The sequence below is a fragment of the Duganella sp. genome, assembly GCF_039595735.1.
Classification (GTDB): domain Bacteria; phylum Pseudomonadota; class Gammaproteobacteria; order Burkholderiales; family Burkholderiaceae_D; genus Rugamonas.
In genome coordinates this window covers 21625-41229 of the sequence record NZ_JBCNLB010000009.1, presented here as the reverse complement: position 1 = coordinate 41229, position 19605 = coordinate 21625, and the positions used below count along the sequence as shown (strand labels likewise).

The window sequence follows — 19605 nt, the reverse complement described above, 5'->3', positions numbered from 1 at the left end:
AGCCATCATGAGCCTGCCACCCGATTTGCATGACCGCACCATTCTGATCGTCGACGACACCCCCGCCAACCTGACGCTGGCGGTGGCCATGCTGGAACAGCAGGGCCTGCGCCTGTCGGTGGCGCAAAGCGGTGACGAGGCGCTGCGCCGGGTGGCGTTCGCGGCGCCCGACCTGATCCTGCTGGACGTGATGTTGCCCGGCATCGATGGCTTTGAAGTATGCCGCCGCCTCAAGGCCGGGCCGGCCGCGGCGGTGCCGGTGATCTTCATGACCGCGCTGCGCGACACCGCCGACAAGGTGGCCGGCTTTGCCGCCGGCGCGGTCGACTACGTCACCAAGCCGCTGCAGTCGGAAGAGGTGCTGGCGCGCGTCACCACCCATCTGCGGCTGGCCGCCATGCAGGCCCAGCTGATCGCCCAGAACGCCTTGCTGGCGCGCGAAAACCAGGAGCGGCGCGTGGCCGAACGCATTCTGCAGCAGTACCGCGACAGCCTGGAACTGCAGGTGGCGGCGCGCACCGCCGAAGTGCGCGAGCTGGCGGCCCACCGTGAAAGCGCGCGCGAGGACGAGCGCAAGCACATCGCCCGCGAGCTGCACGACGAGCTGGGGCAGTCGCTCACGGCGCTGCGCATGCGCGCCGCGCTGCTGCGGGTGCGCTTTGGCGCCAGCGTGCCAGGCTTGAACGAGCAGGTGCGCGAGATGACCGAACTGGTGGACCGCAGCATCAGCGTGGTGCGCAATGTCGCCACCAGCCTGCGCCCGACCGTGCTGGACCTGGGCATCGGCTCGGCGCTGGAATGGCTGGTGGATGAATTCCGCCAGCACAGCGGCCTCAATTGCAGCCTGACGCTGGCGCTGGACGAGGGCGGGCTGAGCGAGGCGCAGGCGATTGTGGTATTCCGCATCGTGCAGGAATCGCTGACCAACATCGCCCGCCACGCCGAGGCCAGCGAAACCAATGTGGCGCTGCGCTGCAGCGCCGACCACTGCGAACTGCAGATCGAGGACGATGGCTGCGGCTTCGATCCGGCGCAGGCGCGGCCGCATTCGTTCGGGCTGCTGGGCATCCGCGAGCGCGTGCTCAGCCTGGACGGCCAGGTCACCATCAGCAGCCGCCCGGGCGGCCACACCAGCATTGCCGTGGTGCTGCCGCGGGGCCAGGCATGAAACAGACCGGCGCGTGGTGGCGCGGGCGGCCGGCGTGGCCGCTGTGGCCGCTGCTATGGCTGCTGGCGGCGGCGCCGCTGCCGCTGGCGGCCGCGCCGGCGCACTGGTCGGCGCTGGCGCAGCCCATGTTCCACACCCTCGGCGCGCAGAGCGGGCTGGCCAACGTGATCGTCACCGCCGTGGCCCAGGACCGCGACGGCTTCCTGTGGGTCGGCACCCAGGGCGGCCTGTCGCGCTGGGACGGCTACCGCTTCCGCAACTACGCCTCCGTGCCCGGCGACCCGCACAGCCTGCCGGACGGTTTTATCGGCCCGCTGCACGTCGACCCGCGCGGGCGGCTGTGGATCGGCACCGCCAGCGGCGGCCTGGCGCGCTATGAGCCGGCCAGCGACGGCTTTGTCACCTACAACGTGCGCAACGCCGGGCTGGCCAGCCTGGGGGTGCTGGCACTGGCCGGCGACGCCGCCGGCGGCCTGTGGGTGGGGTCCGACAACGGCCTGGATTATCTGCATCCGGGCGACGCCCCGGCCATGCCGCAGGTCAGCCACTACCGCGAGGGCGACGGCAGCGGCCTGCCGGCCACCATCATCAAATCATTGTGGCAGGACGGTGGCGGCACGCTGTGGGTCGGCACCAAGCAAGGCCTGGCGCGGCGCGATCCGCGCAGCGGCAAGTTCGTCAAGGTGCCGGTGCCGACCCGCACCTCGGACACGCCCGGCGTCGAGGCGCTGTTCATGGACCGCGCCGGCCAGCTGTGGATCGGCACCAACGGCGACGGCCTGTTCGTGCTGGACCCGCAAACCGGCGTGGCGCGCCGCTTTGCCGCCACCCGCGCGGCGGTCGAGCTGATGAAGAACGAGGCCATCAACGGCATTGCCGAGCCGGTGCCGGGCGAGATCTGGATCAGCTCCTATGCCGGCGGGGTCGGGGTGGTGGAGCGCGCCAGCGGCCAAGTGCGCACCCTGTCATATGACCCGCAAGCCACGGCCGGCGTGCCCAGCGGGCTGTTGCGCGGCGTATACGGTGACCGCGCCGGCACCCTGTGGCTGGCCAGCGATGCCGGCCTGGCCCAGCATCAGCCGGCGCAGGCCGCCCTGTCGCTGGGGCGCGCCTATCCCGGCCGCGCCGGGCTGGCCGATGGCGACGTCATGTCGCTGGCCGAGGCCGCCGACCACCAGCTGTGGGCCGGCTTCGCCCGCCGCGGCGCCGACCTGGTCGATCCGGCGCGCGGCACGGTCACGCCGTGGCGCCAGAGCAGCGTGCCGCATCGCGGGCTGACGCCGTCCAGTGCCGTGACCGCGCTGTTTCCCGACCGCGACGGCACGGTGTGGCTGGCCACGCCATCCGGCCTGTACCGCAGCGACGCCAGCGGCCGCCACAGCACCCGCCTGAGCGCGCCGTGGCTGGATGAGCGCTGGTACATCCGCACCATGACGCGCACCGGCGACCTGCTGTGGCTGGGCACCAGCGCGGAAGGCTTGTTCCAGGCCCGCCTCGATGCGGGCGGCCGATTGCAGCTGGTGCGCCACATCGAGGGGCTGAGCGCGCGCGACGTCAACGTGGTGCTGCCCGGCCCGGCCGGTTCCGGCTTCGTCTGGGTCGGCACCACCAACGGCCTGAACCGGGTGGCGCTGGACAGCGGCGCCGTGCTGCAGCGGATCGAGGCCGACGTCAGCGACCCGGGCGCGCTGTCCAACGCCTATGTCACCGCGCTGCACACCGACCGCCGCGGCCGCCTGTGGGTGGCCAACGGCGCCGGCATCGACGTCATGGAAGGCGGCTACGCCGATGGCCAGCGCCGCTTCCGCCGGCTCGGCCTGGCGCAGGGCCTGCCCAATACCAGCATGGGGGCGCTGGCGGCCGACCGCCAGGGCCGGGTCTGGGCCAGCACCGACGACGGCATTGCCGTGATCGATCCGGAATCCCTGACGGTGGGCGTGATCGGGCGCGCCGAGGGCGCGCTGTATTCGCCGTACTGGGCCGGTGCCGGCCTGGCCACCGCCGGCGGCGAAATCGTGTTTGGCGGTTCCGGCGGCGTCACCGTGGTGCGACCCGAGCGCTTCCAGGCCTGGAACCTGAGTCCGCCGGTGGTGGTGAGCGAGCTGCGCGTGGGCGGGCGGCCGGTGGCGCCGGCGCCGTACAACGCCGGCGGCGCCGCGCCGGCGCTGCTGGTGCAGCCGGACGGCAACAGCCTGGCGCTGGAGTTCGCCGCGCTGGACTTTACCGCGCCCGAGCAGAACCGCTACGCCTACCGGCTGGAAGGCTATGACCGCGAGTGGAACAACGTCGACGCCGCCCACCGCACGGCGGCCTACACCAATCTGCCGCCGGGCCAGTACCGCCTGCTGGTGCGCGGCTCCAACCGGCGCGGCGTGTGGAGCGCGCAGACGCTGCAGCTGGCGGTGCGGGTGCTGCCGTGGTGGTACCAGACCTGGTGGTTCCGCGCTGCCGTGCTGCTGCTGGCGGCCGGCGCCCTGTACGGCGTCTACCGCCTGCGCACCTGGCAGCTGGCGGCCCAGCGCAACGCGCTGGAGCGCGAGGTGGCCGCGCGCACCGCCGAGGTGGTGCAGCAAAAGGCGCTGGCCGAGCACCAGCACCGCGAGGCCAGCGAACGCAACGCCGAGCTGGCGGCGGTCAACGCGGTGGCGCACATCCTGGCCGGCAAGCTGGACCTGGCGCACCTGATCGCGCTGGTGGGCGAGCAGGTGCGCAGCACCTTCCTGGCCGGGCATACCCATATCGCGGTGCTGGAGCGCGAAGGTGGTCCGCTGCGCTTCGGCTACGCCAGCGGGCCGTCGGCGCCGGTGCCCGACCGCGGCGAGCAGCTGTGCCGCGCGGTCTGCGCCAGCGGCGTCGGCGCGCTGGCCGCGCATGACGGCCTGTCCAGCCTGTGCGTGCCGATCGTGGCCGGCGGCGCCGTGCTGGGCGCGGTGGCGGTGCAGCGGGTGGCGGCCTACAAGGCCAGCGACCAGCGCCTGCTGGACACGATTGCCGCCCATGTCGGCGCGGCGCTGCAGAACGCGCTGCTGTTCCAGCAGGCCGAGGCGGCGCGCACCCGGGCCGAGGAGGCGACCCAGGCCAAGTCGATGTTCCTGGCCAATATGAGCCACGAAATCCGCACCCCGATGAACGCGGTGATCGGCCTGTCCTATCTGGCGCTGAACACCGAGGTGCCGTCGCGCCAGCGCGACTACGTGCAAAAAATCCACAACGCCGGCAACTCGCTGCTGGGCATCATCAGCGACATCCTGGACTTTTCCAAGATCGAGGCCGGCAAGCTGGAACTGGAAACCGCCGACTTCGACCTGGACGACCTGCTGGCCCATGTGGCGGCCGTCAGCGGCGGCGGCCTGGGCCGCAAGGGCCTGGAATGCAATTTCGACGTCCCGGCGGCGGTGCCGCGCGGCCTGCGCGGCGACGCCCTGCGGCTGGGGCAGGTGCTGATCAACCTGCTCAACAACGCGCTCAAGTTCACCACCCAGGGCGAGGTCACGCTGGCGGTGCGGGTGCTGGCGCGCGAGGCCGGGCGGGTGCGGCTGTCGTTCAGCGTGCGCGACACCGGCATCGGCCTGTCGGAGCTGCAGATCGGCCGCCTGTTCCAGGCCTTCACCCAGGCCGACGGCTCGTCGACCCGCAAGTTCGGCGGCACCGGCCTTGGCCTGAGCATCTGCAAGAACCTGACCGACCTGATGGGCGGCATCATCCGGGTGGAAAGCCGCAGCGGCGCCGGCAGCCGCTTCATCGTCGAGCTGTGGCTGGAGCATGCCAGCGCCGCGCTGGCGCCGGCGGCGCCGCTGCCGGCCGCGCTGACCGGCCTGCGGGTGCTGGTGGCCGATGACAACCCTACCGCGCGCACCGCACTGAGCGGCGTGCTGGAAGGGCTGGGCCTGAACCCGGCCACCGTGGCGGACGCGGCGGAGGCAGCCGCGCAGCTAGCCGCGCCGGCAGCCCGCTGCGACCTGCTGCTGGCCGACGCCGGCCTGTCCGGACTGGCATCGCTGCATGAGGCCGTGCGCGCGGCAGCACCCTGCAAGCTGGCGCTGCTGACCAACCTGAATGACAGCGAGGCGGCGCCGGCGCTGTTGCCGGCCGGGGCCGACGCCGTGCTGGTCAAGCCGGCCACCCGCGCCGGCATGGTGGCGCTGCTGATGCAGCTGTTCGCGCCGGAGCGCCGCGCGCGCGGCAGCCAGCGGCCGGCGGCGCCGCAATTCCCGGGCACCCGCGTGCTGCTGGTGGAAGACCATCCGATCAACCAGGAAATCGCGGTGGCGCTGCTGCGTGCCTGCGCCATCCAGGTCGACCTGGCGGCCAACGGCCGCGACGCCGTCGAGCGCCTGCTGAGCGCCGATACCGCGCAGCGCTATCAGCTGGTGTTCATGGACCTGCACATGCCGGAACTGGACGGTCATGCGGCCACGCTGCGGCTGCGCCAGGAGCCGCGCCTGGCCGCGCTGCCCATCATTGCCATGACCGCCAACGCGCTGCCGGAAGAGTGGCAGCGCTGCAAGCGCGAAGGGTTCGACGACCGCATCAGCAAGCCGCTGATCCCGGCCGTGCTGCATCGCCTGCTGCAGCAATACCTGCCGGCCGGCGGCCAGGCCGGCGCGTCCCCCGCGCCGCTGGCGGCGGCGCTGCCGGCCATGGTGCCGGGCCTGGACCTGGCGCAGGCGCGCGCCAGCGTCAACGGCAACGAGGCGCTGCTGCTCAAGGTGCTGCGCTGGTTCCGGCGCGACGAGCGCGACTGCGCCGTCCGCATCCGCGCAGCGCTGGAGCGTGACGACCACGCCGCCGCGCAGCGCCACGCGCATGCCTTGCGCGGCCTGGCCGAGGGCATGGGCGCGGCCGCGCTGGCGCAACTGGCCGGGCAGCTGGAGCGCGCCGCCCGGCAGGCGCAGCCGCTGACGGCCGTGGCGCCCCAGCTCGATGAGCTGCAAGCGGCGCTGGCGGTGCTGTGCGCCGACCTGGACGCCTGCCTGCCGGCCGATGCCGCCGCCGGCGCCGCCCGCGCGCCGCTGGAATGGCAGGAGCAACTGCGCCGGCTGGCCGAACCGATGCGCGACGGCGACCCGCTGGCGGTGGCCCTGTTTGACGCCTGCGCCACCGAATTTGAAGCCACCTTCGGGGTGTGGGACCGCGAAGCCATCCAGCGCAGCCTGGACCAGCAGGACTTCGACGGCGCCTACGCGGCCCTGCAATGGGTGATCCACAAACACGAATTGACACTATGGTAAAACGCATCATCATCCTGGCCGCCTGGCTGCTGGCGTCGGCCGCCGCGCTGGGCCAGCAACTGCCGCTGCGCACCTTCGGCCAGCTGGAGGGCCTGGGCAACCTGACCGTGCAGGCGCTGGCGCAGGACCGCGCCGGCTATCTGTGGGCCGGCACCGAGAATGGCCTGTACCGCTTTGACGGCAGCCGCTTCCGGCGCCATGCCGAGCAGCACAGCCTGTACATCACGGCACTGCATGTCGATCCGGCCGGCCGCCTGTGGGTCGGCGCCGAGCAGGGCCTGTTTGTGCTGGCTGGTCAGCACCTGGCGCCGGTGCCGCGGCAGGATGGCAAGGCGCTGGCGCTGCGGGTCGGCCAGCACCTGCAGTCGGTCGACGCCGGCCACCTGCTGGTGCAGGCCAGCGGGCGGCTGCACCGGGTGCAGCCGGACGGCCGCGGCGGCTGGCACGCGGTGCCGGTGTTCACTCCGGCGCAGATAGCCGAGCATCGCCAGCTGACCGATCTGGAGGGCATGCTGCGCGACCCCGACGGCACCCTGTGGCTGGGTTGCGGCGACCGGCTGTGCCGCTACCGCGACGGCGTGCTGAGCGTGCTTGGGCGCGCGCAGGGCTTGCCGGAGCAGCACTGGAGCGGCCTGGTGCGCGATGCCGGCGGCGCCCTGTGGATCAGCAGCGCCAACCGGGTGATGGTGCTGGCGCCCGGCGCCCAGCGTTTCAGCGACCGCACCCCGCGCGACTATGGCACCTCGGTGCAGACCCGGGCGGTGCCGCTGGCGCAGGACCGCGACGGCCGCCTGATCAGCGTGACCGACAATGGTCTGTTCCGCCTCGGTGAGAACGGCTGGGAGCGCTATGGCATGGCGCAGGGCCTGCGGCTGGGCGCCGGCTTCCACGCGCTGCTGCTGGACCGCGACGGCGACGCCTGGCTGAGCCTGCCCGGGCGCGGCGTGGCGCAGTGGCAGGGCTATCGCCATTGGGAAAACTGGACCCGTCAGGAAGGCTTGCCGGACGACGATATCTGGGCGGTGCTGCGCAGCCGCGACGGCGTGCTGCATGTCGGCACCGGTGGCGGCCTGGCCCGATCGAACGGCCGCCAGTTCGGTGCGGTTGCGGACGGCGGCAGCGAACAGTGGAGCGCGCTGGCCGAAGACGCCAGCGGCAACCTGTGGGCCGGCAGCATGGTCGGCCTGCTGACCCGGCGCCAGGCCGACGGCCGCCACACAGCGCGGGTGCAACTGCCCACCGGCGTGATTTACCAGTTGCTGTTCGATCCCGACGGCCAGCTGTGGATCCTGTCCGAAAGCGGACTGTACGTGATAGACGACCCGCGCGGCGCGGCGCGTGCGCGCCGGGTCGAAGCCAGCGTCAGCCTGCTGGACAGCGATGCCGGCTTTGTCAGCGGCTGTCTGGATGCCGACGGCGGCCTGTGGTTGGTCGGCGGCGGCAAGCTGCTGCGGCGCCAGGGCGGCCACTGGTCGCGCCCGCCGCTGCCGGAGGCCAATGAACGCTACTCCCACGTGGCATGCGACGGCAATACCGTGTGGCTGGCGCGCGACCATGGCGCGGCCCTGTGGCATGCTGACGCCGGCGCCGCGTCGCTGCAATGGCAGCTGCGCCAGCACGAGGTGCTGTCCGGGCGGCTGCTGCAATCGATGCTGATCGACCGCCGCGGCTGGCTGTGGCTGGGCACCGATGCCGGCCTGATGGTGTGGAACGGCCAGCGCTGGCGTACCTTCAATCAGCGCAGCGGCATGGTGTGGAATGACAGCAACCAGAACGCGTTGTACGAAGACCACGATGGCTCGATCTGGGCCGGCACCAGCAACGGCCTGTCCCACCTGCAGCGGCCGGAAGCGCTGTTCGAAGCGCGCACCATCCCGCTGCAGCTGGCGGCGGTGCGCTATGGCGGCGCCGCCATGGCCAGCGCCGCCGTGCCGTGGCGCGGCGCCGCGCTGGAGGTGCAACTGGCGGCGCCGTTGTACCAGAACCATGAGACGCTGGGCTTCCGCTATCGCCTGCTGGGGCTGGAAACCCTGTGGTCGGCCAGCGAGAACGGCGAACTGCGCTATCCGGCGCTGGCGCCCGGCCAGTACCGCCTGCAGGTGGTGGCCGAGCACAGTTCGCTGCAGGCCACCTCGGCCTTGCTGGAACTGCCGCTGACCATCGTGCCGCCCTGGTGGCAGACCGGCTGGGCCTACGCCGGCGCCGCCGTGCTGGCGCTGCTGGTGATCGGGCTGCTGCACCGCTACCGGGTGGCGCGGGTGCTGCGCCAGCGCGCGCTGCTGGAACAGCGGGTGGCCGAGCGCACCGCCGAACTGGAAGCCTCGCGCGAGGAGCACCGCCTGCGTTCGCTTAAGGATGGCCTGACCCAGGCCTGGAACCGGGTGGCGCTGATGGAGCGGCTGGCAGCGCTGATGGCGCCGGGCGGCGCGCCGTTCCTGCTGGTGCTGCTGGACCTGGACCATTTCAAGCGCATCAACGATACCCACGGCCACCTGGCCGGCGATGAGGTGCTGCGCGAGGTGGTGCGGCGGGTGCAGGCGCAGCTGCGCGCCAGCGACACCGTGGGCCGCTACGGCGGCGAGGAATTCATGCTGCTGCTGCCGGGGCTGGACCTGGCCAGCGGCGTGGCGCGGCTGGAACAGCTGCACCGCGCCATTTGTGCCGAGCCGGTGCGCATTGACGACCACCTGCAACTGCCGATCAGCTGCAGCTGCGGCGTGGTGGCCGGCCGGGCCGGCAGCGCCTGCAGTGCCGAGCAATGGATCGGTCAGGCGGACGAAGCCCTGTACCGGGCCAAGGCGCTGGGCCGGGCGCGGATCGAATACGCGGCCGAGGCCGCTTGTTGTAACGATGAAACAGCCGATTGATCTTGTGCCGCGGCTGCCCGCATCATAGGGCGACCGCGGGATTTTTTAGGAAGGCAACACCATGATACGAATTCTGATCGCCGACGACCATGCCATCGTGCGCGGCGGCCTGTTGCAGCTGTTCGGCCTGGCGGGCGACATGACGGTGGTGGGCCAGGCCACCAACGGCGGCCAGGTGATCGACAGTGTGCGCAACGTGCCATGCGACCTGGTGCTGCTGGACATGTCGATGCCCGGCATCAGCGGCATCGACCTGATCGGCCGCATCCGCGCCCATGCGCCCAGCCTGCCGATCCTGGTGCTGAGCATGCACAACGAGGCGCTGGTGGTGCGGCGCGCGCTGAAGGCCGGCGCCAACGGCTACATGACCAAGGAAGGCGACCCGGAAACGCTGCTGCAGGCCGTGCGCAAGGTCGCTGCCGGCGGCCGCTACATCGACCCCGGCCTGGCCGAGCAGATGGTGTTCGAAAGCGAGGGCGGACAGTTCGAGCAGGCCCACGAGCAATTGTCGAACCGCGAGCTGAGCATCTTCCGCCTGTTCGTGCGCGGCAAAACGGTCAACCAGATTGCCGATGAACTGGCCATCAGCAACAAGACCGTCAGCACCCACAAGGCGCGCCTGATGCAGAAGATGGGATTCCAGAGCAATGCCGACATGCTGCGCTACGGCATCGACCACGCGCTGGGCGAATAAGGTAGGGATTTCCTTACTGCAGATCGGCCTTGCCTGATAGGCGGCGGCCGCGTCGTCGCGCATACTGGCCGCTGTCTTGGAACGATCTGGAGCGGGGGAATGGGGGACGGGCGCACGCCCGCCGGCGGTTTGCTGCTGGCATTGCTGATAGTCTGGCTGACGCCGGCCGCTGCGGTGGAATCGCTGCCGCAGTGGCGCGCGGCGGTGGCGCACGCGGGCGTGCTGGCCGAGCAGGACGTCCAGCGGGCGCACGCCGAAGCGCTGCGCCTGCAGGCGGCGCCGGCCGAGGCCAGCGGCGCCGACCGCACCAGCGCCCTCAATCTGCTGGCCCGCACCGAGATGCTGATGGCCAACACCAGCGCGGCCGGCGAGCTGGCCATGCGCGCGCTGGCCCAGGCGCGCCAGCAGGGCGACCGCATCGGCCAGGCCGAAGCCAATCTGGTATTGGCGCGCAACACCGTCAACCAGGGCCGCCTCGACCGCCTGTACGGCATCACCACCGACGCCATGGCCAGCCTGGACGGCGTCGCCCGGCCGGCGCTGCTGGCGGAGGTGATGCTGCATACCTCCCTGATGTACAGCCGCCAGGGCAAACTGGACGAGTCGGTGGCGATTTGCGTGCAGGCGCTGGAGATTGCCCGTCTCAGCGGCGTGCCGCGCGCGCTGGCGTTCGGCCACCGCTGCATGGCGCTGGCGTTTGGCCAGGCCGGCAAACACAGCGAGGCGATGCCGCATTATCTGGCCATGGCCAGGGCCGCGCGCCAGGAAGGCTCGACCCTGCTGCTGGGCGAGGCGCTGCTGGGCGAGGGCAATCTGCTGGCCGGCAGCGGCGAGCCGCACCGCGGCGAAGCGCTGATACGCCAGGCGCTCGCCCTGTTCCGCGCGCTGGGCAGCCCGTTCAATATCAGCCACAGCCTGTACAGCCTGGGGGCGCTGCTGTCGCAGCAGGGGCAGCATACCGAGGCCCTGCAGGCGTTTGGCGCCGGCGCCGCCATCTACCAGCGTCATCCGAATCCGATCGCCCAGTGGTGGGCGCTGTCGGCGCTCAGCGCCGAGCACGAGAAGCTGGGCAACCTGGGCGCCGCGCTGAGCGATGCCGAGGCGGCCTATCAACTGGCGCGCAAGATCGGCATGGAACCTTATCAGGGCAACAGCGCGCGCCAGCTGGGGGCGCTGGCGGCACGGCGCGGCGATTACCGCCAGGCCTACAACTACCTGCAGGAGGCCGGCGAGCGGGCGGCCCGCAGCGCGCGCGACACCACCGGCACGCGGGTGATGGAACTGGCCGCGCGTTACGAATCCGAAAGCAAGCAGCGCCGCATTGACGCGCTGACCCGCAGCAACGCCAGCCAGCAGCTCGAACTGGAGCGGCGCGCGGCCCAGCAGCGCTGGATGTGGACCGTGCTGGGCGGCAGCCTGGCGCTGCTGCTGTGCATAGTCGTGTTCCTGACCCGGCTGCGCCGTTCGCACCGCATGGTGGCGCGCCTGAACGCCGACCTCGAACGCACCGTGCAACAGCGTACCGCCGAGCTGCGCCAGCAGACCCGCTACCTGCGGGTGCTGATCGACACCTTGCCGTGGTGGGTCTGGTTCAAGGATACCGACAGCCGCTATCTGGCCGTCAACCGCGCGGTGGCGGCCACCTGGTCGCGCGACGTCGACGCCATGGTGGGGCTGGAGGAGGGCGACGTGATGCCGGAGCTGGCCGCCCATTTCCGCCAGGAAGACCAGGAAGTGATGGCCACGCGCCAGGCGCGCACGGTGGAGACCCAGCAGATGACCCCGGACGGGCCGCGCTGGGTGGAAACGTTCAAGGCGGCGGTGGTGGACGAGGATGGCAGCGTGCTGGGCACGGTGGGGCTGGCGCGCGACATCAGCGAGCGCAAGCAGGTGGAAGCGGCGCGCGAGGCGGCGCTGGAGGAGGCGCGCCAGCTGGCGCAGCTGCGCAGCGAGTTCCTGGCGCAGATGAGCCACGAGCTGCGCACGCCGCTGAACGGCATCCTCGGTTATGCCCAGTTGCTGCGGCGCGACCCGGAACTGAGCGAGCGCCAGCGCGCCGGCGCGAGCGTGATCCACGACAGCGGCCAGCATTTGCTGACCCTGATCAACGACTTGCTGGATTCAGCCAAAATCGAGGCCAACAAGCTGCAGGCGCAGCCGGCGCCGGTGGCGCTGCGCCAGTGCCTGCAGGTGCTGGCCGACATGGTACGGGTCAGCGCCGAACAGAAGCAGCTGCGCTTCCACTGCGAGATCAGCGCGGCGGTGCCGTCCATGGTGCTGACCGACGAACGGCGCCTGCGCCAGGCCCTGCTCAACCTGCTGGCCAACGCGGTCAAGTTCACCGACCACGGCGGTGTCAGCCTGCGCGTCAACCTGCTGGCGGACGGCCGCCTGCGCTTTGAGGTGAGCGACACCGGGGTCGGCATCGAGGCCGGCCAGCGCGAGCGCATCTTCCTGCCGTTCGAACAGGCCGGCGAACTGCTGCGGCGCCAGGACGGCACCGGCCTCGGCCTGGCCATCAGCCGCCAGTTCGTGCGCCTGCTGGGCGGCGAGATTTCGCTCGATAGTCAATTGGGGCAGGGCTGCCGTTTCTGGTTCGATCTGGCGCTGCCGGTGGCCGAGGCGTTGCCGCCCGACCTGCCGCCATCGCTGTGGATCACCGGCTACCACGGGCCGTGCCGGCGCCTGCTGGTGGCTGACGACCAGCCGGAAAACCGCCGCCTGCTGCACGACATGCTGGCGCCGCTGGGTTTCGCGGTCACTCACGCCGGCCACGGGCAGGCGGTGCTGGACCAGCTGGCGCTGCAGCCGCCCGACCTGCTGCTGATGGACATTGCCATGCCGGGCCTGGACGGACTGGAAACACTGCGCCGGCTGCGCGCCGACCCGCGCCTGGCGGCGCTGCCGGTGATCGCGGTGTCGGCCAGCGCCGGCGGCGCCGACCGCCAGCAATTGCTGGACGCCGGCTTCAACGACCGCCTGTCCAAGCCGATCGACCTGGACCAGCTGCTGGCCGCGCTGCACCGCTGCCTGCAGCTGGAATGGCAGCACCAGCGCCAGCCGCAGGCCGAGGAGGACGAGGGCGGCGCCGAGCTGCTGGCGCCGCCGCCGGAGGAAATGGCGGTGCTGCACGATCTGGCCCAGCTTGGCAATATGCGCGCGATCAGGGCGCGCGCCGACTACCTGCTGCGGCTGGACCGCCGCTACCGGCCGTTTGCCGCTCAGTTGCGCCAGCTGGCCCAGGACTATCAGTCGCAGGCCTTGCTGCAGCTGGTGGAGCGCCATCTGGGAGGACCGGCATGAGGCGCCGCCAGGCCTGCCGCTGGCTGGGCTGCGCCGCGCTGGCGTGGGCCGCCTGCTCCCAGGCGCAGGCGCAAGAGCCGCTGCCGTCGGTGCTGGTGAGCGGCAAGCGCGCCAGTCTGGAGACGGCGCAGCAGATCAAGCGCGCGCAGCTGGCCATGGTCGACGCGGTGGTGGCGGACGATGTGCAGGCGCTGCCCGACTTCAGCGTGACCGATGCCCTGCAGCGCATCAGCGGGGTGCAGATCGCGCGCGACCGCGGCGAGGGCAGCAATGTCGCCATCCGCGGACTGACCCAGATCGAAACCACGCTCAACGGCCGCGAAGTATTCACCGCCGGCACCGGCCGCACCCTCGATCTGGCCGACCTGCCGGCCGAGCTGGTGGCCGGCATCGACGTCTACAAGAGCGCCGAAGCGGCTCAGGTCGAAGGCGGCCTGGGCGGCACGATCGACCTGCGCACGCGGCGCCCGTTCGACTTTGCCGGCCCGCAGCTGGCCGGCACCGCGCGCCTGGTGCGCGACGCCCTGGCCGGGCACAGCCAGCCGCAATGGTCGCTGCTGGCCAGCCAGCGCTGGCGCGGCGCTGGCGGCGCCGAGTGGGGCGCCTTGCTGAACCTGGCCCACCAGCGGCGCGCCTGGCGCGAGGACCAGTACAGCTTTGGCGCGCCGCAGCTGCGCGGCGACCTGGAGCCCGGGCGCCAGCTGGCGGTGTCCGCCAGCACCACGGAATCGGCCAGCGCCGGCATCCGCCAGCGCGACGCGGTCAGCGCCGCCCTGCAATGGCGGCCCGCGCCCGGCATCGAAGGGTATGCCGAAGGCAGCTACCAGCAATTCCTGACGCGGCAGGACACCGTGCAGCTGACCCTGGGCACCGGCGAAGGCTTCGTGCCGGGCAGCGTGGCGCTGTTTGCCGGCAGCGCGGACGTGCGCCGCATCGACTGGCTGCGGGCGCCGGCCGACATCCTCAGCTTTGCGCGCGACACGATGGACCGCAACCGCGCGCTGGCGCTCGGCGGCAGCGTCCAGCGCGGCGCGCTGCGGCTGGCGGCCGACCTGAGTTACAGCGACAGCCGCAACAGCCTGTATTTTGCCGGCCCGGTGCTGAGCGGCAGCGCCGATCTGGTGCGGGTCGACCTGTCGCCGCCCCATCCGGCGGTGACGCTGGCCGGCGACGCCCTGCTGGACCCGGCGCGCCTGCAGGTGACCAGCATCGCCTATCGCGCGCGGCCGTATGACGGCCAGTTGCGCGCGCTCAAACTGGATGGCAGTTATGCGCTGGACGGCTGGCTGGACAGCCTGGCGGCCGGCCTGCGGCTGGCGCGCCGCGCGGCCGGCAACGCGCCGGGGCAGATCAACGGCGACCTGCGGGTGCCGGCCGGGCTGGACCTGGCCAGCGTGCCGGCGCTGGCGGCGGCCTATCCGTATCCGGTGTTTTTCCCGGACGGCGGCGCCGGCGCCAGCAACTACCTGACCGGCAGCCTGGCGCTGGCGCGCGATGCCGCCGCGCTGCGCCGCCAGGCCGGGCTGACGGCGCCGCTGCCGCTGGCGGGCGGGGCGCTGGGCGTGTGGCGCATCCGCGAGCAGACCGTGGCCGCCTATCTGCAGGCGCGCTTTCACGGCGGCGCGCTGGACGGCAATGCCGGCGTGCGCGTGGTGGCCACGCGCGAGGCGGTGGACGGCATGCAGGCGCTGCCGGCCAGCGGCGCGCTGGCGCCGATCGCGCTGGACCACGCCTACCTGGATTATCTGCCCAGCCTGAATCTGCGCTACGCGCTGGCGGACGGGCTGTATGTGCGCGGCGCGGCTGCCAAGTCGCTGACCCGGCCCAACTTCGACCAGCTGTCGCCCTCGCTGACGCTGACGCCCAACAGCATCACCCCCAGCGCCAACAGCGGCAGCGCCGGCAATCCGGCCTTGCAGCCGGTGCGCGCCAACAATCTGGATCTGGCGCTGGAGCGCTACTTCAGCGGCTCCGCCAGCGCCACCATCAGCCTCTTCCACAAGCGCGTGGACGGCCTGATCGGCAGCGAAAGCCAGGCCGAGCTGCACGACGGCGCGCTGTACCAGGTGACCCGGCCGTACAACCGGCGCCGCGCGATCGTGCGCGGCGCCGAGCTGGGCTATCAGCAGATATATGACTTCCTGCCCGGCTGGATGCGCGGGCTGGGCATGCAGATCAATTACACCCTGGCCGACAGCGCCACGCCCAACCCCTTGCAGGGCGGCGACTCCGCGCTGCCCAATCTGTCGCGCCGCAGCGCCAACCTGGTCGGCATCTATGAAAACGGGGCACTGTCGGCGCGCCTGGCCTACAACTGGCGCGACCGCTTCCTCAGCAGCATCAACAGCTACGCCGGCGTCGGCGTGCTGCCGGTCTACACCGACGGTTACGGCTGGCTGGATGCCTCGTTCGGCTACCGGCTCAACGCCAGGCTGACGCTGACCATGGAGGGCGGCAACCTGTCGCGCACGGTGCGCCGCGCCAGCTTTGGCAGCGAGACCCGGCCGCAAAGCCTGTGGACCAATGACCGCCAGTGGAGCATCACGGCGCGTTTTCACCTCTGACGCATGAACAATGAAAGACCAATGAAGGGAGTCACATGAAGGGAATGGCGTTTTACGAGCAATACATCGCAGGCTTGCGTTCGGTGCTGCATCTGCTGGAAGAAGCGCTGGAAAACCGCCGGCCGGCGCCCGGCTGCGACAACCTGTTACGTTTGCGCCTGCTGTTCGAGGATGCCACGGTGAGCTTTGACCATGTGATGCGCTGCATGCAGGCGCACGCTCAGTCGGGCGGGCCGAAGATCGAAGGCGAGCTGGCCGCCAGGCTGGCCGAATGCCGCGACAAGCTGCTGTCCTTGCGCGCGCGCTGCGCCGGCAACCACGAAGCGCGGTGAGTGACGATCAGCCAGCGCGTGCCAAAGCGGCGGTAGGTGAGCAGGTAGCCGGCGCTGCGCTGGCTGCCGTCGGCAAAGCTGATCCGGTAGGTGCCGGCATCGGTGGCGGTGTCGCAGTCGGCTTCGATGCGGCGCTGGTCAATCTGCACCGCCGCGCCGCGCGCCACCAGGTGCCGGTAGTAGCTCAGCTTGGCCGCCGGCGACAGCAGCACCTCATCGGAAGACGGCACCAGCAACACTGAGCGTGGCGCATAGTTGGCCACCACGCGTTCCGCCTTGCCGCTTTGTAGCATGGCATTCCAGTGGTCGAACAGGGCGGCGATCTGGGCGGCGGACGCCGGGCGGCAGGCCTCGGCCGCTGCCGCGTGGCCATGGGCGGCCAGCAGGAGGCCGGCAAGAAAAAGCGGGCGGGGCGTGTACATAGTGCACTGAGGAGCGGCTGGTGGGTGGTGCCATATCATCGCCGCCGCCGCCGCGCCGCGCCATCAGGAAACACTGTAGATCGTGTAGGGAATTCCGGATAGCCGTTCAGGCGCCGGGCGGCGCGTACTCAATGCGGTCGCGGCCGTTTTCCTTGGCGCGGTACAGCGCCTGGTCGGCCAGTTCGATCAGCTGCGCCATGGTCTGCGGGCGCTGCGGATCGAAGGCGATGGCGCCAAAGCTGCCGCTGACCGCGATGGCCTGCTGCTCGCTGATGCGGATCGGCTCGTGGCGGATCGCATGGCGCAGTTCCTCCACGCGCGCGTGGCCGTTGGCCGCATTCAGGCCCGGCAGCAGCACCAGGAATTCCTCGCCGCCGTAGCGGCCGACCGCGTCGCTCTGGCGCACGGCCGCGCTCAGCCGCACCACCGCCTCGCGCAGCACGGCGTCGCCGGCGGCATGGCCATAGTTGTCGTTGATGCGCTTGAAGTAATCCAGGTCCAGCAGCACCAGCAGCAAGGGTTGTTGCTGGGCCGCCGCCTGCGCCAGCGCGTGCTCGATGATTTCCATGATGGCGCCACGATTCCAGGCGCCGGTCAGGCTGTCCTTGAGCGCGCGCTGGCGCAGCTGTTCGCGCGACTGCTCCAGTTCGCGCGTGCGCTCGCGCACCAGCTGTTCGGTGTGCAGCTGGCGCTGCAGCAGGTGCCGCACCCGCAGGCGGTACGCCACGCTCAGCAACAGCAGGGCCAGCACCGCGCACAGCAGATAGAACGGGGTGGTTTGCCACCATGGCGGCAGTACGGTCACCGCCTGCCGCTGCAGCGGCGAGGTGCTGTGGTTGTAAAGATTGGTGGCGTAGTACTCGAACTGGTACTCGCCGGGCGGCAGGGCCGCGTAACGCAGCTGCGGTGTGGCCGACTCGGCCCAGCCGCTTTCCAGTCCCGCCAGCCGGTAGTGGTAGCGCAGGGCGCTGCGGTTTTGCGGGTGCAGGCTGGCCAGCTCCAGTTCCAGCGGCGCGCCGGACCAGGGCAGGGTCCATGGCCGGCCCGGGGCCAGATCCATCCCTTCGTGGCGGGCCTGCTCGATCTGCACGCTCAGCGGCTGGGCGGCGAACAGCCGTTCCGGGTGTAGGACGTGGGAAGCGCCGTTGCTGGTGGCGATCCACATCGAAGCGTCGCCGTCCTCGTAGAATACCGCGCCGTTGGTATCGTTCCACGCCAGGCCGTCGTTCTGGTCAAAGAAGCGCCAGTGCGCACGGTTCCAGACGGCCACGCCGGCATCGGTGCCGACCCACAGCCAGCCGCGCCGGTCCTCGTACAGGGCGATGATGTGGGCACCGGCCAGCAGGCTGTTGTCGACCGCTTCAAATTGCAGACCGGCGCCGGCGGCGCTGGCGCGCCACAGGCGATTGCGGCTGTCGGCCAGCCACAGCCGGCCGTCGGCGCCGCAATGCATGGCGGAGAAATCGGCCTGGCCGCCGGGCGGCGGCGTGTCCAGCGTTTGCCAGCCGCTGTCGCCCAGGTGTTGCAGCTGGCCGGCGCGCAGGAACCACGGCGTGCCGTCCGGCGCCAGGCATTGGCTGATCACCGTGATGCTGTCGCCGTCAGAGGGCTGGACCAGGCCGGCGGGCGGGCCGGCTTTTTGCTTGGGGGCGCTGGTATCGAGCACCGAAATGCCGTCCACGGTGGCCAGCCAGAGGCGCTGCTGCGGATCGACCAGCAACTGGTTGATGGCGGCCAATCCGCGCGTATGCACGCGCGCCCGTCCGTCGGCGTCCAGCCGCGCCAACAGGCCGGAAAAGGTGGCGGCCCAGACCTGACCGCGGCCGTCCAGCGCCAGGCTGCTCCATTGCGCCTCGGTTTGGTCGGCCGCGACCGGGGAGAACTGCCGTGTTCCCGGCAACAGGCGGGCTGGGCGCTCACGGGTGGCGGCGTACAGGATGCCGGCCTGATCCCGGACAAAGGAGATCGCCACGTCGCTCGGCAGGCCTTGCGCGCTGCTCCAGTTTTCCCAGTTGCCATAGCCGAGCCAGTGGATCAGGCCGAGGCCGCGCGCGCCCAGCCACAGCCCGCCGGCCGCATCAAACTGCATGGCCGTGATGCCGCCGGCCACGCGCAAGCCGTTGGCGGGGCCGTAACGGGTCCAGTGATCGTTTTCCCAGCGCACCAGGCCGTCATCGGTGTTGCTGAGGATGCGGCCTTCGCCATCTTCGGCCAGCGTCACCCGCAGTGCTTTCTTGCGCATCAGGCCGCCAGCCGGGGTGCGATCGGTAAAGCGCCGCGCTCCCGGCGCCAGGACGACGATGCTGCTGTCGCCGCGTGCCCACAACTGGCCCTTGCGGTCGCGCAGAATGGCTTCCCAGTGCTGGCCCGGCACGCCCTGAGCCGGTCCCCACACTGTCACGCCATCGGGGCCGACATGGCACAGGGCGCCGCCGCAGCCCAGCCACAGGTTACTGCCCGCTTCGGCCAGCACGCTGTCGATCTGCGCCAGCCGCTCGTGCCTGGCCAACTGCTGTTCGGTGAATACCGGCCGCAGCGCGGTCCGGCCGTTACGCAGCCCCAGCGTGTACAGCCGCATGCCGGTCACCAGATAGCGGGTGCCGTCCGGCGCGATCGACATATTCTGAGCCGGCACGCTGTCGATCTGGCGGCCATCGTCGCGCAGCACCGGCTGCAGGCGTTCACCGACCTTGAGGTAGAGTTTGTTGAAGTTGGAAACCCACAGATTGTCCTCGTGGTCCACGGTCAGGCCAGTCACTGCGGACTCGTCCATGCCTTCGCTTTGCGCGTAACGGCGGAAACCCGCGCCGTTGTAGCGGTACACACCGTTTTCGGTGCCGACCCACAAGTGGCCGCTGCGGGCGCGCGCCAGCGCGGTCACCGCCAGGTTGCCGAGGCCATCCTGCTGGCCGTAATAGCGCAACGGCGCCTGCTGCGCCGCCGCCAGGGCAGGCAGCAGGAACAGCAGGGCAAGCAATTTGCGGAAAAGATCAGTTGGTGCTGGCAAAATAAGGGCGCATCAAG

At 71.1% G+C, this 19605-nt stretch carries 9 protein-coding genes; 7 read left to right on the top strand and 2 right to left on the bottom strand.

The annotated features are described in order from the left end of the window. Positions 1 to 7: 7 nt before the first annotated feature. The 7 genes from ABDW57_RS16525 to ABDW57_RS16495 all read left to right on the top strand — a co-directional run bounded on the left by ABDW57_RS16525 (position 8) and on the right by ABDW57_RS16495 (position 16159). Positions 8 to 1168 carry a response regulator gene (locus ABDW57_RS16525; protein ID WP_343731270.1) on the top strand — a complete coding sequence of 387 codons (1161 nt, stop codon included), beginning with the start codon at positions 8 to 10 and terminating at the stop codon, positions 1166 to 1168. Further along, complete coding sequence (locus tag ABDW57_RS16520; RefSeq protein WP_343731269.1) at positions 1165 to 6399, top strand: two-component regulator propeller domain-containing protein; 5235 nt, start codon at positions 1165 to 1167, stop codon at positions 6397 to 6399. The genes ABDW57_RS16525 and ABDW57_RS16520 overlap by 4 nt, the downstream gene beginning before the upstream one ends. Next, positions 6393 to 9266, top strand: a complete 2874-nt coding sequence (locus ABDW57_RS16515; RefSeq protein WP_343731268.1) for a diguanylate cyclase — start codon at positions 6393 to 6395, stop codon at positions 9264 to 9266. The genes ABDW57_RS16520 and ABDW57_RS16515 overlap by 7 nt, the downstream gene beginning before the upstream one ends. Before the next feature lie 61 nt (positions 9267 to 9327). Beyond that, complete coding sequence (locus ABDW57_RS16510; protein WP_343731267.1) at positions 9328 to 9960, top strand: response regulator transcription factor; 633 nt, start codon at positions 9328 to 9330, stop codon at positions 9958 to 9960. Between the two features lie 99 nt (positions 9961 to 10059). Then, positions 10060 to 13263, top strand: a complete 3204-nt coding sequence (locus tag ABDW57_RS16505) for an ATP-binding protein (protein ID WP_343731266.1) — start codon at positions 10060 to 10062, stop codon at positions 13261 to 13263. Next, positions 13260 to 15827 (top strand): TonB-dependent receptor, encoded by a 2568-nt coding sequence (locus ABDW57_RS16500; RefSeq protein WP_343731265.1) that lies wholly within the window; start codon positions 13260 to 13262, stop codon positions 15825 to 15827. Before ABDW57_RS16505 ends, ABDW57_RS16500 begins: the two co-directional genes overlap by 4 nt. A 35-nt stretch (positions 15828 to 15862) precedes the next feature. Beyond that, positions 15863 to 16159 carry a hypothetical protein gene (locus tag ABDW57_RS16495; protein ID WP_343731264.1) on the top strand — a complete coding sequence of 99 codons (297 nt, stop codon included), beginning with the start codon at positions 15863 to 15865 and terminating at the stop codon, positions 16157 to 16159. On the opposite strand, the gene ABDW57_RS16490 is transcribed toward ABDW57_RS16495, so the two are convergent. Both ABDW57_RS16490 and ABDW57_RS16485 read right to left on the bottom strand, forming a co-directional pair. Then, positions 16048 to 16581 carry a nuclear transport factor 2 family protein gene (locus tag ABDW57_RS16490; RefSeq protein WP_343731263.1) on the bottom strand — a complete coding sequence of 178 codons (534 nt, stop codon included), beginning with the start codon at positions 16579 to 16581 and terminating at the stop codon, positions 16048 to 16050. The genes ABDW57_RS16495 and ABDW57_RS16490 overlap by 112 nt on opposite strands. A 106-nt stretch (positions 16582 to 16687) precedes the next feature. After that, the gene (locus ABDW57_RS16485) at positions 16688 to 19588 is read right to left on the bottom strand and encodes a diguanylate cyclase (RefSeq protein WP_343731262.1); all 2901 of its coding nucleotides are present in this window, start codon (positions 19586 to 19588) and stop codon (positions 16688 to 16690) included. Between the last annotated feature and the right edge of the window lie 17 nt (positions 19589 to 19605).

Excerpts from the sequence above, each read along its gene's own strand:
- ABDW57_RS16520 (WP_343731269.1), top strand. The coding sequence starts at position 1,165 with ATGAAACAGACCGGCGCGTGGTGGCGCGGGCGGCCGGCGTGGCCGCTG.
- ABDW57_RS16495 (WP_343731264.1), top strand. The coding sequence starts at position 15,863 with ATGAAGGGAATGGCGTTTTACGAGCAATACATCGCAGGCTTGCGTTCG.
- ABDW57_RS16500 (WP_343731265.1), top strand. The coding sequence starts at position 13,260 with ATGAGGCGCCGCCAGGCCTGCCGCTGGCTGGGCTGCGCCGCGCTGGCG.
- ABDW57_RS16490 (WP_343731263.1), bottom strand. The coding sequence starts at position 16,581 with ATGTACACGCCCCGCCCGCTTTTTCTTGCCGGCCTCCTGCTGGCCGCC.
- ABDW57_RS16515 (WP_343731268.1), top strand. The coding sequence starts at position 6,393 with ATGGTAAAACGCATCATCATCCTGGCCGCCTGGCTGCTGGCGTCGGCC.
- ABDW57_RS16505 (WP_343731266.1), top strand. The coding sequence starts at position 10,060 with ATGGGGGACGGGCGCACGCCCGCCGGCGGTTTGCTGCTGGCATTGCTG.
- ABDW57_RS16510 (WP_343731267.1), top strand. The coding sequence starts at position 9,328 with ATGATACGAATTCTGATCGCCGACGACCATGCCATCGTGCGCGGCGGC.
- ABDW57_RS16525 (WP_343731270.1), top strand. The coding sequence starts at position 8 with ATGAGCCTGCCACCCGATTTGCATGACCGCACCATTCTGATCGTCGAC.